The organism is Gordonia lacunae (assembly GCF_002149015.1).
Classification (GTDB): Bacteria; Actinomycetota; Actinomycetes; order Mycobacteriales; family Mycobacteriaceae; genus Gordonia; species Gordonia lacunae.
Genome location: NZ_NGFO01000002.1, coordinates 42405 through 56383, shown reverse-complemented (window position 1 = coordinate 56383; position 13979 = coordinate 42405). Strand labels below are relative to the sequence as shown.

Annotated in this window: 11 protein-coding genes; 10 read left to right on the top strand and 1 reads right to left on the bottom strand. The window is 66.9% G+C overall.

Annotated features, from left to right (window positions below; genetic code table 11):
* Positions 1 to 50: 50 nt before the first annotated feature.
* Positions 51 to 851 carry an IclR family transcriptional regulator gene (locus tag CA982_RS02055; protein ID WP_086533687.1) on the bottom strand — a complete coding sequence of 267 codons (801 nt, stop codon included), beginning with the start codon at positions 849 to 851 and terminating at the stop codon, positions 51 to 53.
* Between the two features lie 250 nt (positions 852 to 1101).
* Between CA982_RS02055 and CA982_RS02050 the strand changes: the two genes are divergently transcribed.
* The 10 genes from CA982_RS02050 (at position 1102) to CA982_RS02005 (ending at position 13930) form a co-directional block, all read left to right on the top strand.
* Positions 1102 to 2187, top strand: coding sequence for a ferredoxin--NADP reductase (locus CA982_RS02050; protein WP_086533686.1), 1086 nt, complete (start codon positions 1102 to 1104; stop codon positions 2185 to 2187).
* Positions 2188 to 2334: 147 nt separating this feature from the next.
* Positions 2335 to 3525 (top strand): 3-ketosteroid-9-alpha-monooxygenase, oxygenase component, encoded by a 1191-nt coding sequence (locus CA982_RS02045; protein WP_086533685.1) that lies wholly within the window; start codon positions 2335 to 2337, stop codon positions 3523 to 3525.
* A 39-nt stretch (positions 3526 to 3564) separates the two neighbouring features.
* Entirely contained in the window at positions 3565 to 4749 is a 1185-nt protein-coding gene (locus CA982_RS02040) for an acyl-CoA dehydrogenase family protein (RefSeq protein WP_086533684.1), read from the top strand.
* A gap of 28 nt (positions 4750 to 4777) precedes the next feature.
* Positions 4778 to 5743, top strand: coding sequence for a VOC family protein (locus tag CA982_RS02035; protein WP_086533683.1), 966 nt, complete (start codon positions 4778 to 4780; stop codon positions 5741 to 5743).
* Entirely contained in the window at positions 5740 to 7341 is a 1602-nt protein-coding gene (locus CA982_RS02030; protein WP_086533682.1) for a flavin-containing monooxygenase, read from the top strand. The genes CA982_RS02035 and CA982_RS02030 overlap by 4 nt, the downstream gene beginning before the upstream one ends.
* 18 nt (positions 7342 to 7359) lie before the next feature.
* A complete protein-coding gene (locus CA982_RS02025; protein ID WP_086533681.1) occupies positions 7360 to 8322 on the top strand; it encodes an alpha/beta hydrolase in 963 nt (320 codons plus the stop codon).
* 104 nt (positions 8323 to 8426) lie between these two features.
* Entirely contained in the window at positions 8427 to 9326 is a 900-nt protein-coding gene (locus CA982_RS02020) for an SDR family NAD(P)-dependent oxidoreductase (protein ID WP_086533891.1), read from the top strand.
* Between the two features lie 19 nt (positions 9327 to 9345).
* A complete protein-coding gene (locus CA982_RS02015) occupies positions 9346 to 10230 on the top strand; it encodes an SDR family NAD(P)-dependent oxidoreductase (protein ID WP_086533680.1) in 885 nt (294 codons plus the stop codon).
* On the top strand, positions 10227 to 12236 hold the full coding sequence (locus CA982_RS02010; RefSeq protein ID WP_086533679.1) for a flavin-containing monooxygenase: 2010 nt from the start codon (positions 10227 to 10229) through the stop codon (positions 12234 to 12236). Before CA982_RS02015 ends, CA982_RS02010 begins: the two co-directional genes overlap by 4 nt.
* On the top strand, positions 12233 to 13930 hold the full coding sequence (locus CA982_RS02005) for a 3-ketosteroid-delta-1-dehydrogenase (protein WP_086533678.1): 1698 nt from the start codon (positions 12233 to 12235) through the stop codon (positions 13928 to 13930). The genes CA982_RS02010 and CA982_RS02005 overlap by 4 nt, the downstream gene beginning before the upstream one ends.
* Positions 13931 to 13979 lie beyond the last annotated feature (49 nt).

The following is a 13979-nucleotide window of genomic DNA, read 5'->3' as shown; positions in this document are numbered from 1 at the left end:
CGCCCACGTCTCCCACTCGGTGGGCGGTGACGGCGGAGGAGAACCGCGGATCAGTGATCGGCCAGGTCGGCGGCGACGCACCGGTCCCAGATCTCGCGCGCCGCGATCCGGACGGGGCCGAGCAGCTTGCGATGGTCGAGTGCGCCCACCGGCCCGCAGATGGACAGGCCGGCGAGGTTGCCGTAGATGTGGTCGGCGGGTCCGATCGACACGCCGACGCATCCGATGCCGGCGAAGGCCTCGCCCCGATCGAATGCCCCGCCGCGGTCACGTATCTGCTGGAGCTCGCTCTTCAGCAGAGTGAGGTCGGTGATGCTGAGCGCGGTCTGCCGCACGAGCATTCCGTTGTCGTCGAGGTGTAGGCCGCCCGGCGCGCCGCGGTCCGGAAGCGGGCTGCGGTTGGCCAGCACGACTTTTCCGAGGGCGGTGACATGAGCGGGCAGGCGCTGGCCGACCGCGGTGGGGGTCGGTCCGGACAGGCGCCCGTTCACCTTGGCCAGGTAGACGCAGTCGCCCCGATCGACGACACCGAGTTGCATGGTGTACCCGGTGCGCTGCGCGAATGCATGCATCACCGGACGGGCCCCCTTGAGCAGGCGGTTCTGGTTGAGTGCGGCCTGGCCGAGTTCGTAGGCCTTGACCCCCAGCTCGTAGGTCTGCTCGGGAGACCGTGCCAGCCAGCCGGCTTGGGCCAGTTGCTCGAGCAGTCGATGAACCGACGACCTCGGCAGTTTCGTGCGGGCGGTCACCTGGGCCAAGGTCATCGGCCCTGCGCCGTTGAATGCCTCGAGCACCGTCGACACCCGATCGACCACGGAAATCGGGGTGTCACCCGTCTGTGTCGTCCTCACCTGACCTCCTCGATGTGACACCGATCACGATACCCTCGCGCCGACGGCCTTCCTCTGGTGCCACAGGTACCGACACCGACCGTCGCAGACGATGCGACCCTGTGTCGCCTACTGCTCCCGGCCAGCGGAACGAGCCCCCATCGGAGCGTGTCCGCCCGCTTACCCTTCGCGGAATGTCCGTCTGGTCGCCGCCCCGGGTTCCGCATGCGGACGCGGCGGTGATCCCGCTCGAGAACCGATGAGGAGACTCATGTCCAGCGACGCGATCACCGACTCCGATGTGGTGACGGTGCCGGCCGCCGAGGGACGTCGCGGGCGTCGTGTCCGCGTGCTCGAGGTCATCGACGAAACCGCCGACGCCCGATCGGTCGTGATACGTCCCCGGCCCGAGGATGCCGCCGAATTCGACTACGCCCCCGGTCAATTCCTGACTGTTCGAGTGCCCGACGCCGGTTCGGGAAGTGCGCGGTGCTACTCGTTGGCCAGTTCACCGCACGCGGACAGCGACGTGAAGTTCACGGTGAAGCGGGTCCGGGGCGGGCACGGCTCCAATTGGATCTGTGACACCGTCGGTGTGGGGGACGAGCTCGAGGTCCTTCCGCCCGGGGGGACCTTCGGTCCCCGTTCGTTGACCGAACCCGTGGTGCTGGTCGCCGGTGGCAGCGGGATCACGCCCGTCATCTCGATCGCGAAGTCGCTGCTGTTCGGGGGCTCCGGCGACGTATTCGTCCTCTACGCGAATCGCGACGAAGAGTCGGTGATCTTCGCTGCCGAACTCCGTTCGCTGACCGCGCGGTTCGCCACCCGACTGACCGTGGTGCACATCCTGGAGTCGGTCCAGGGATACCCGACCCGAGAGGGGCTGTCGGCGCTGTTGCGGTCGATGACCGATCGCATGGTCTACGTCTGTGGACCAGCCCCGCTGATGGATCTCACCGCGGATGTGTGTGCTCGGGTCGGCTTCCCACGCGATCACGTCCACACCGAACGATTCCGGTCGCTGCACGGCAATCCTTTCGACGCCGTCGAGTCGCCCGAGACCACCGGTTCCGGCGCCGGTGAGGTCGTCTGCACGGTCGAGGTGGAACTCGACGGCGACCGGCGGACCGTCGGATGGAAGGCAGGGCAGAAGCTGCTCGACGCGCTGCTCGCGGCGGGCCTCGACGCGCCTTACTCCTGTCGGGAGGGTGCCTGCAGCGCCTGTGTCTGCGTCCTGAAAACGGGGGAGGTGACCATGGCGCACAACGAGATCCTGGCCGAGGACGACGTGGCGGAGGGGTATGTCCTCGCGTGTCAGGCCGAGCCGGTCAGCGACACCATCGAGATCGAGTACTGACTCCGATTCGTCGCCGGGCGGACGACACAGGCGCGTTTCGGTCTCCCATTCGGTGGGAGACACACGTCACAGATGAGTCGGGGATTGCCAAGCTGAGCACAACGCGATGCAGCGACGACTGTCGCCAGAATCCGATCAGGAGGCCCAGTGAGTTCCACCACCGACACCAGAGACGAAGTCAGGGTCATCGACGCCGGCGCACCGCCGGAACGATTCGCGCGCGGCTGGCACTGCCTCGGGCTGGTGCGCGATTTCGCTGACGGCCAACCCCACCAGGTCGCTGCCTTCGGCACCGAACTCGTCGTGTTCGCAGGCGAAGACGGCACGCTCAACGTTCTCGACGCGTACTGCCGGCACATGGGTGGAAACCTGGCCCAGGGCACTGTCAAGGGCAACACCATCGCCTGCCCGTTCCACGACTGGCGGTGGCGGGGCGACGGAAAGTGCGCGGCCATCCCGTACGCCAAGCGAGTGCCGCCGATCGCCCGGACGCGGGCATGGCACACCGCCGAGGTCAGCGGCCAGCTGTTCGTCTGGCATGACCCCCAGAACGGGAAGCCACCCGCCGAACTCGCGATCCCGGAGATCCCGACGTACGGGGATCCCGGGTGGACGGACTGGGTGTGGAACTCGATCGAGGTCACCGGGTCGCACTGTCGCGAGATCGTCGACAACGTCGTGGACATGGCCCACTTCTTCTACGTCCACTACGGAATGCCGACGTACTTCCGAAATGTGTTCGAGGGGCACACGGCGACGCAGTCGATGCGGACACGGCCCCGGCCGGATGCGGCGGGGGTCAGTCAGAGCACGAACTACAGCACCGAAAGCCAGTCGGACGCCACGTATCACGGGCCGTCCTACATGATCGACAAGCTGTGGAGCGGCGGCCGCGACCCCGAGGGAGCGCCGAACATCTACCTCATCAACTGCCATTACCCGATCTCGGCGACGTCGTTTCGGCTCCAATACGGCGTCATCGTCGAGAAGCCCGCCGGGCTCGCCGACGACCAGGCCGAGCAGATCGCCCAGGCGGTGGCCAAGGGTGTCGCCATCGGCTTCGAGCAGGACGTGCACATCTGGAAGAACAAGTCGCGGATCGACAATCCGCTGCTCTGCGAGGAGGACGGCCCGGTCTATCAGCTCCGCCGTTGGTACGAGCAGTTCTACGTCGACGTCGAGGACGTGGCCCCGGAGATGGTCAACCGCTTCGAGTACGAGATCGACACCGAGCGCGCGCTGCAGTCGTGGCAGGCGGAGGTCGATGCCAACATCGCAGCCGGCCGAAGTGCCCTCGCACCGAATCTGACAACCGCCTCGGCCGACTCGGCATCCTGACCGCCCGCGGTCGACCTGACATCCCACCAGGAGAACACCATGAGCTATGAAGTCCTCGACAAGATCGTCGACAGCGCGGACGAATTGCGGTCCGGCGCCGACGAATCGGAGAAACTCGGCCGACTGTCCGATGACGTCGCCAAGGGCCTCAAACGATCCGGGATCATCCGACTCCTGCAGCGCAAGGAGTACGGCGGGTACGAAGCCCACCCGCGCGAGTTCGCCGAGACCGTGATGAAGACGGGGAGCATCTACGGCTCGGCGGGCTGGGTCGGCGGCATCGTCGGTGTGCACCCCTGGCAGCTGGCCTTCGCCGATCCGAAGGTCCAGGACGAGGTCCTCGGCGGCGACTCCGACACCTGGCAGGCGTCGCCGTACATGCCCGGCGGCGTCGCGATCCCGGTCCAGGGTGGGTACCGCATGACCGGCCGGTGGCAGTTCTCGTCGGGAACCGACCATTGTGACTGGATCTTCCTCGGCGCCATGGTGGGTGGCGACGACGGCAAGCCCCTCATGCCTCCGACCGGACTCCACGTCATCCTGCCGCGGTCGGACTACGAGATCATCGACGGCTCGTGGGATGTCGTCGGTCTGCGCGGGACCGGCAGCAAGGACATCGTGGTGACCGACGCCTTCATCCCGGACTACCGGGTGATGAAGTCGCAGGAGGTCATCGACGGAGTGGCGGCCAAGGAGTACGGGGTCACCGAGACGCTGTACCGCATGCCGTGGTCGACCATGTTCCCGCTCGGCATCACCTCGGCGACCATCGGGATCTGCGAGGGTGTGCTCGCCGCGGGCGTCGACTACCAGCGGGAACGGGTCGGGGCCGCCGGCACCAGGATCAAGGACGATCCGTATGTCCTGCACGCGCTCGGCGAGGCGGCGTCGGAGATCGACGCGGCGCGCCAGCAGTTGTTGAGCAATGTGGACCGAATCTGGGATCTCGTCGACGCCGGCCAGGAGGTCGACTTCGAGACCCGGGCCACCGCGCGGCGCAACCAGATCCGCTCGGCCTGGCGTGCGGTCCGGGCGGCCGACGAGGTATTCGACCGTTCGGGCGGGAACGCGCTTCGGATGGACAACCCGCTCCAGCGATTCTGGCGCGACGCCCACGCGGGTCTGCACCACGCGATCCACGTCACCAGCACCCCGTACCATGCGGCGGCATTGGCCTCGCTCGGTGTCGACGTCCCGGCGGGTCCGCTGCGGGTGATGATCTGAGCCGGCGAATCCGAAGGAGCACAACGACATGACAGAGATCAAGGGTCTCGGATACGTGCGCGTCCTGGCCACCGACATGGACCGCTGGCGTGAACTGGGTTACGACGTACTGGGTTTCGCGCCCGGTTCGGGTCCCGAAGGCGACGCGTTGCACTTCCGGATGGACGAGCGCCCGTCCCGGATCACCGTCGAGCGTGCGGACGTCGATCGGGTCAGCGCGGTGGGTTGGGAGGTCCGTGACCATCTCGCCCTGCGGCGGCTGGTGGCCACCCTCGAGGCCGAGGGCGTCGAGCACGTGGCGATGTCGCAAGACCTGTGTGATGCCCGCAAGATCGAAGGTGGTATCTCGCTGAAGGATCCGGGCGGAACGCCGCTGGAGATCTTCTACGGCCCCGCTCTCGATCACAGCCCGGTGATCACGAAGTACGGTCAGCGGTTCATCACCGGTCAGCAGGGCCTCGGCCACGTTGTCATGCCGACCACGAACTTCGACGCGTCCTATCGGTTCTACTCCGAGACGCTCGGTTTCCTTCCGCGCGGCGCGTTCCGGATGCCGTCGCCTCCCGGCGCCGGCCCGCTGCGCATCCGCTTCCTCGGTGTCAACCAGCGGCACCACAGTCTCGCGATCATGCCGAGCCTCGAGGGCCGCGATCCCGGTCTGATCCACGTCATGGTGGAGGTCGACGAACTCGACGCCGTCGGGCGAGCCTACGACCAGGTGATGTCGCGCGACTTCCCGGTGTCCTCGACCCTCGGGCGGCACACCAACGACAAGATGGTGTCCTTCTACGTCCGCGTTCCGGGCGGCTGGGACATCGAGTACGGCACCGGCGGGAAACTCGTCGACGAGAGTTACTACACCGCAGAGGAAATCACGGCCGACAGCTACTGGGGTCATGAGTGGATGTGGGCGCGCGAGGCGAAAGAGGCGGCACGCAGGGCGGCCCAGGACGAGGAAGTGGCAGCGGCCCAGGACGAGGAAGTGACATCGTGACGATCAGGGACTTCGACCACGATGTGGCGGTCATCGGTGCGGGACTCTCCGGCCTCTATGCGGTGTACAGACTCCGCTCGCAGGGACTGAGCGTTCACGGGTTCGAGTCGGCCGAGGGCGTGGGCGGGACGTGGTATCACAATCGTTACCCGGGCGCGCGGTGTGACGTCGAGAGCATCGACTATTCGTACTCGTTCGACGACGACCTGCAGCAGGAGTGGACCTGGTCGGAACGATTCGCCACGCAGTCCGAGATCCTGAGCTACATCGAACACGTCGCGGACCGGTTCGATCTGCGCACGCACTACGACTTCCTCACTCGGGTGACCTCGACCGTCTACGACGAGGACACCGCCCGGTGGACGATCTCCACCGACACCGGGGTCACCACGAGGGCGCGCTTCGTCATCATGGCGACCGGGGTCTTGTCGGCGACCAACCGGCCCGACATCCCCGGACGAGACCTCTTCGAAGGGGAGAACTACCACACCGGCGAATGGCCCCACCATGAAGTCGTTTTCGCCGGCAAACGTGTCGGTGTCATCGGCACCGGCTCGTCGGGTATCCAGTCGATCCCGGTGATCGCCGAGACGGCGAAGCAGGTGGTGGTCTTCCAGCGCAGCCCGAACTATTCGATCCCGGCCGGCAATCGGCCACTCACCGAGGAGATGATCGCCGACGTCAAGGCGAACTACGCCGAGCGCAGGCGATTGTCCCGGGAGAGTGGCGGCGGCACCCCGAACGCCCCGTACCCGAAGGGCGCGATGGAGGTCGACGAGGCCGAACGCAAGCGCGTCTACGACGAGTGGTGGCACCGCGGCGGCTATCTGTTCGCCAAGGCGTTCCCCGACCAGACGATCAGCCGGGAGGCCAACGACACCGCCCGTGAGTACGTCGAGGCGAAGATCCGGGAGATCGTGAAGGACCCGGCGGTCGCCGACTTGCTCATCCCGACCGATCACCCCATCGGGACCAAGCGGATCGTCACCGACAGCGGCTATTTCGAGACCTTCAACCGCGACAACGTGACCCTCGTGAACCTGCGTGCCACCCCGATCGAGGAGATCACTCCCGGTGGGGTGCGCACGACCGATCAGGAGTACCCGCTCGACATGCTCGTCTACGCCACCGGGTTCGACGCCATGACCGGTTCGCTGTCCCGCATCGACATCCGTGGTCGGGCCGGGCGAACGATGGTCGAGGAGTGGTCGGCCGGGCCGCGCACCTACCTCGGGCTCGCCGTCAACGGGTTCCCGAACATGTTCTTCGTGACCGGCGCCGGAAGCCCGAGCGTGCTGGCGAACATGGTGCTCGGCGCCGAGCAACACATCGACTGGATCGCGGCGTGCATCGCCCATGTCGATGGACACAACGCGGCGACGATCGAGGCGGAGAGGGAAGCCGTCGACAGTTGGGTCGCGGAGTGTAACGCCAAGGCTGCCGGCACGCTCTTCCCCACCGCGAACTCGTGGTACATGGGCGCGAACATCGAGGGCAAGCCTCGCGTGTTCATGCCCTACATCGGTGGATTCGGCAACTACGGGAAGATCTGCGCCGAAGTCGCGGAGGCCGGTTACAAGGGCTTCGCGATCTCGTGAGAAGAAAGGGGCTGCAGCATGTCTGAACGCAGAAGCGATCTGCACCCCGACGTCGAGGCGATGCTGTCGGCGTTGGAGGCCGGGTTCCCGGACGTGACCGAACACGATCCCGCCGAACTTCGTGACATCATCGTGTCCCGGCGGGCGCCGTTGTCGCGGCTGCCCGACATGGCGGTTGCCCGTGACATCGCGATCGACGGACCCGACGGCAGCCGACTCGGAGTGCGGATTTACGTGCCACACAGTCATTCCGGGGATCGTCGAGGTGATGCCCGGCCGGTCGTGGTGTTCGCGCATGGTGGTGGCTTCGTGTTCTGCGATCTCGACAGTCACGACGAGTTCTGCCGGGCGATGGCGGCCGAGGTCGGCGCCGTCGTGGTGTCGGTCGATTACCGTCTGGCGCCGGAGAACCCGGCGCCGGCGGCGATGGAGGACATGTACCGGGCGATCTGCTGGACGGCCGAGAACATCGCCGGTTATGGCGGAGATCCCGCCCGGATCGCGGTCGCCGGTGACAGCGCCGGCGGCAACCTGGCCGCCACCGCAAGCATCGCCGCGCGCGACCGGAGCGGTCCGGCGATCATCGCCCAGGTCCTGCTCTACCCGGTCATCGACGACGACCTCGAGACCGAGTCGTATCGGCGGTACGGAGTCGGTTACTACAACAGCACCAAGGCGATGCGATGGTACTGGGATCAGTACGCGCCGAATGGGCGTGACAGCGCCCGGATCATTCCGACGCGCGCGACGTCGCTCGCCGGGCTGCCGGCGGCGGTGGTGGCGACGGCCGAACTCGATCCCCCGTGCTCGGCCGGGGAGGACTATGCGCACCGCCTGCGCGCGGCCGGTGTCCCGGTCATCGAGCACCGGTTCGACGGATTGTTCCACGGGTTCTTGACCTTTCCCCAGTTGTCGCTGACGCCTCCTGCGCGGGAGAAGGTCTGGCAGATGATGCGCGACGTCCTCGCGCCGACGCAGTGAATCCGGCTTCCCATTGAGTGGACCGGCACGGCCCGCCCCCGCGGCGGACCGTCGAGCATGGTGCGGGATGTGAAGCAGAACACAGAAAGTGCGGAGAAGTGGTCATGACACAACAGGTGGCGGGCCGGCTGAGGGGCAAGGTCGCCCTGGTCACCGGCAGCAGTCGCGGCATCGGGCGCGGGATCGCGTGCCGCCTTGCAGCGGAAGGGGCGACGGTGGTCGTCACGGCGCGGTCGGCCGATCCGTCACCATCGGTACGCAACGGTGAGAACCACCTGCTCGCCGGGTCACTGGCCGAAACCGTCCAGGCGATCGAGGAAGCGGGCGGCATCGCGATCGCGATCCCGGCCGACCTGGAGAATCCGGTCGATCGCGACGGCCTCGTCGAGGCCGTGGCCGAGGCCGCCGGCGGCATCGACATCCTGGTGAACAATGCGGGGTTCGCCGACTACAGCCCTGTCGAGACGATGGGGGAGGAGACGTTCGACCGCACTGTCGAGCACTACCTGAAGGTGCCGTTCCTGTTGTCGCAGAGGGCGATACCTCACATGCGGAAGAACGGCGCCGGCTGGATCGTCAACATCGGGTCCTCGACCGGCCTGAGCCCGATCCGCCCTTTCCGCGAATACAACAAGACCTCCGGCGACGTCATCTACGCCGCGACGAAGGCGGCACAGCACCGGTTCACCCAGGGACTCGCCGCTGAATTGCTCGACGACAACATCGCGGTCAATGCCGTCGGTCCGTCGACAGCCATCCGGACGCCCGGTGCGGCGGCATTGCTCCCCGACGGTTACGAGACCGAACCCGTCGAATACCTCGCGCAGACCGTGCTGGAGATGTGTACGGCACCGGCGGCGGAACGAACCGGGTTGATCGCGTTCAGCCTCCACTACCCGTGGGTGACCGACACTGTCGTCCGCACGCTGGACGGGCGCGACGAGCTGCCGCGCCGCGAGCCGCCGTCGTGGAGCAACCCCAACATCCGCCCCACCGGGCTCTGACAGAGGAATGAGCACGACGATGGGTGCTGTTGCACAAGAACGTTTCTCGACTGGTACGGCGGTGGTCACCGGAGCGGCCGCGGGTATCGGCGAGGGACTCGCGCGCCGGCTGGCATCTCTCGGGATGACCGTCGTGGTCGCGGACATCGACGCCGATCGCGCTGCCGCGGTCGCCGCCGACATCTCCGCGGGCGGAGGGCGGGCCGACGGGCAGGGCGTCGACGTCAGCCGCGCCGACGAGGTCGAGGCACTCGCCGAGGCGGTCTTCGACCGGCACGGCAGCGTCGAACTGCTCATCAACAACGCGGGGATCGAATCGGCCGGACTGCTCTGGGAGATCGACGAAGCACGATGGCGACGCCTCATGCAGATCAACGTCGACGGCGTGTTCTACTGCCTCCGTTCCTTCGTACCCCGGATGATCGAGGCGGGATCACCGGCGTGTATCGCCAACATGTCCTCGGTCGGCGGGCTCAATGCGGTTGCGGTGCAGGGCCCCTACATCGTGAGCAAACATGCGGTGCTCGCGATGACCGAGTGCCTCCACCAGGATCTGTCGATCGTGGGAGCCCCGATCCAGGTCAGCGCGATCATCCCGCACTCGGTCCGCAGCCAGATCTTCCTCGCGGCCCAGCGGGAGGCGCCGACCGACAATCCGACCGCCAACGCGGTCTTCGACGCCATGCAGCGCGACAACGTGACCAAGGGGCTCGATCCGCTCGACGCCGCCGGGCACATGATCGAGCAGATCGCCGAGGGTGAGTTCTGGATTCACTCCGACGACGAGATGTGCACGGCCGCCGCGCATCGTCGTGGCCGCCAGCTCCTGGACCTTCGCCCACCATCAGACCCACGAGACATGCTCACCCGCATGGGTGTGCCGCTCCCGGAAGGCAAACCATGACCGACACCATCTCTGCCGAAGTCGAACTCGGCGGAATCGACCCCGCGGGCGCACGAATCGATCCGGATTCGCTCCGCGATGTGCTCGCGGAGTGTGATCCCGCGCCACTGCTCATGTCGCTCGTGCATCTCACCGGCGACACCGCACTTCTCGACGAATTCGGCTCCCGGCTCGAATACTCCCGCCCCGGGACGCACTACGGCACTCCGTCGCCGAATGCCCTGCCCGCCGGGCAGTATCCGCAGGACGTGGCCGACGACATCCGGGCTCGGGCGCTGGAGATCCTCACCGGCTCCGATCTCGCGACGCAGCTCGAGGTGCCCGCGCCCGACCTGTTCGCCGCGATGGCCCGGGTGGCCACCTCGCAAGAGGTCGACGAGGAGTTCATCCCGCTGCTGCGTGAACAGGCCGGTTTCGTCACCGACGAGCGGCACGTGCCGGTGACCGTCCCGCCGCCGGCCGACTTCGAGGTGATCGTCATCGGTGCCGGTATCACCGGTATCAACGCCGCTATCAAGTTGGGCCAGGCGGGGTTCTCCTACACGGTGTTCGAATCCCGCGACGAGATCGGCGGCACCTGGACCCGGAACACCTATCCGGGCGCGGCTGTCGACACGCCGAGCCACTACTACTCCTATTCGTTCGAATTGAACCCGAACTGGTCCCGGTACTACCCGACAGGCCCCGAATACCAGAAGTACCTGCTCGACGTGGTCGCCAAGCACGAGCTCCGCGAACACATCCGGCTCGAGACCGCCGTACAGTCCATGACGTGGTCCGAGAAGGACCAGATCTGGGACGTCGTGACACGCGACCGCTCCGGCGCCGTCGAGCATCACCGTGCCAAGGCCGTGATCTCGGCGCTGGGGATGCTGAACTCTGCCAACATCCCCGACGTCCCGGGCCTGGACACTTTCGGCGGTCGCGTCGTCCACACCGCCGAGTGGGACGCCGACGTCGATGTCACCGGCAAGCGGGTCGTCGTCCTGGGAACCGGTTGCACGTCGGTCCAGGTCGTGGCGAGCATCGTCGACAAGGTGTCGGCCCTCGACGTGGTCGTCCGCACCCCGCACTGGATCGTCCCCGAGCGCACCGTCGTCCACGACGTTCCGGCCGGACAGCGCTGGGCGCTCGAACACCTCCCGTTCTACAACCAATGGTTCCGCCTGCGTTCCTACTGGTTCGCCTCCGACAACCTCTACCGCTTGCCGCGCGTCGACCCCGAGTGGGCGGCCAGCCACTTCTCCGCGTCCGCCGAGAACGACATGGTCCTGAAGAACGCCCAGAAGTATCTCCGGGACAGCTTTCCGGACCGTCCCGACCTCATCGAGAAGTTGACGCCGGACTTCCGCCCCTACGCCAAGCGGATCGTCAAGGATCCCGGTTTCTACGCCGCGCTGAGGAGAGACCACGTCTCGCTGCACCGGGCCTCGTTCGAGCGGGTGACCCCCGACGGTGTGCACACCACCACGGGCGAGTTCATCCCGGCCGATGTGATCATCTTGGCCACCGGTTTCACGCTCGATTTCACGACGACGATCGACATCGTCGGTCGGGACGGCCAGAAACTGGCGGACGTCTGGAAGGGCGGTGAGGATCCGCGCGCGTACAAGGGTGTGCAGGTGTCCGGCTTCCCGAACCTCTTCGTGACCTCGGGTCCGAACTCGGCACCGAATCACGGTGCCGGACACAACATCACGAGCGAGGAACAGGTCCACTACGTGGTGGAGTGCCTGCAGTATCTGCTGGAGCACGACCACGCCTCCATGGACGTGCGGCCGGAAGTGCTCGACGAGTACAACGCCGAAGTCGACAAAGCCCTCGACGAGACGGTCTGGGTGCACACCGGTGGACCGGTCAACAGCTACTACCGCAACAGCAGCGGACGTGCCATCGTGCCGTGCCCGTGGCGCCTCGTCGACTACTGGACGATGATGCGGGAACCGGATGCCGAGGACATGACCTTCGTCTCCGGCACCGGCACGCCCGCGGAGGTGGCCCGATGAGCGCACCTTCCACACACACCGTCGACCTCGTGGTCATCGGTGCCGGTACCGGGATGGCCGCCGCACTTGCGGCGCACGAGGTGGGGCTGAGCACCCTGATCGTCGAGAAGTCGGAGTACGTGGGTGGTTCGACCGCCCGCTCCGGCGGGGCGTTCTGGATTCCCGGCAACCCGGTGCTCGCGAGTGAGCAGCCCGAGGACACGACCGAGGTCGCGGCGACCTATCTGGCCTCGGTCGTCGCCGACACCGCGCCCCGTGAGCGCGGCGCCGCCTTCCTCGACCATGGTTCGGCGACGGTCGAAATGCTCTCGCGGACCACGCCCATGAAGTTCATGTGGGCACCGGGTTACTCGGACTACCACCCGGAGTTGCCGGGTGGCTCCGCGGTCGGACGGACCTGCGAGTGCAAGCCGTTCGATGCGGCGCAGCTCGGGTCCGAGCGACCGCGATTGCGTCCCGGTCTGATGGAAGCGCCGCTGCCCATGCCCGTCACCGGTGCCGACTACAAATGGCTCAACCTGCTGACGAGAGTGCCGCGCAAGGCGGTGTGGCGGGTCGCCAAAGCGCTCTCGATCGGCGTCGGCGGACTCGCCCTGAAGCGGGAGTACGTCGCCGGCGGTCAAGCCCTCGCCGCGGGCCTGTTCGCCGGAGTCGTACGTGCCGGGATACCGGTGTGGACCGACTCGCCGATGATTCGGCTGCTCTCCGACGAGGGCCGGGTGACGGGTGTAGTGGTGCGGCGCAACGGTGTCGAGACCGTCGTGCAGGCCCGTAAGGGCGTGGTCCTCGCCGCCGGTGGATTCGACCATGACATGGAGATGCGCCACAAGTTCCAGTCCGAGCAGTTGATCGACGGGATCAGCCTCGGCGCCACGACGAACACCGGCGACGCCATCAAGATCGGTCAGGAACTCGGCGCCGGGCTGGCCTCGATGGACCAGTCGTGGTGGTTCCCCGCCGTGGCGGCAGTCCCGGGTGACTCGCCCTCGGTCCTGCTCGCCGAACGGTCCCTGCCGGGTTCGTTCATCGTGGACTCCTCGGGCCGCCGGTTCATCAACGAAGCAGTGGACTACATGAGTTTCGGACAGCGGGTGCTCGAACGCGAACACGCGGGGGACTCGGTCGGGGACATGTGGCTCGTCTTCGACCAGAAGTACCGGAACAGCTATGTCATGGCGGGCGGCTTGTTCCCGCGGCAACCGCTGCCTCAGAAGTGGTACGACGAGGGGATCGCGGTCGCTGCCGACGATCCGCGCGACCTGGCGCTTCGCATGGGGGTCGACGAGTCCCGCTTCGTGGACACCTTCGATTCGTTCAACGCCGCCGCCGAGGTGGGGGTCGACCACGCGTTCGGCCGGGGTGGAAGCGCGTACGACCGCTACTACGGCGACCCGACTGTCACGCCGAACCCCAATCTGCGTGCTCTACAGCGGAAGTCGCTCTACGCGGTCCGGGTCGTGCTGAGCGACCTGGGGACCTGTGGCGGCTTGCGTGCCGACGATCGGGCGCGTGTGCTGCGCGAGGACGGCTCGGTGATCGACGGTCTGTACGCCATCGGCAACTCGGCCGCCAACGCATTCGGCGCCACCTATCCCGGTGCGGGTGCGACGATCGGCCAGGGGCTCGTCTACGGATACATCGCCGCACTTGCCGCCGCCGGCCGGTTGCCGGCGCCGGCGAAAGCCGCTCCCTGACAACCGAGCACCGCGAACGGCCCCGATGACCAGGTCATCGGGGCCGTTC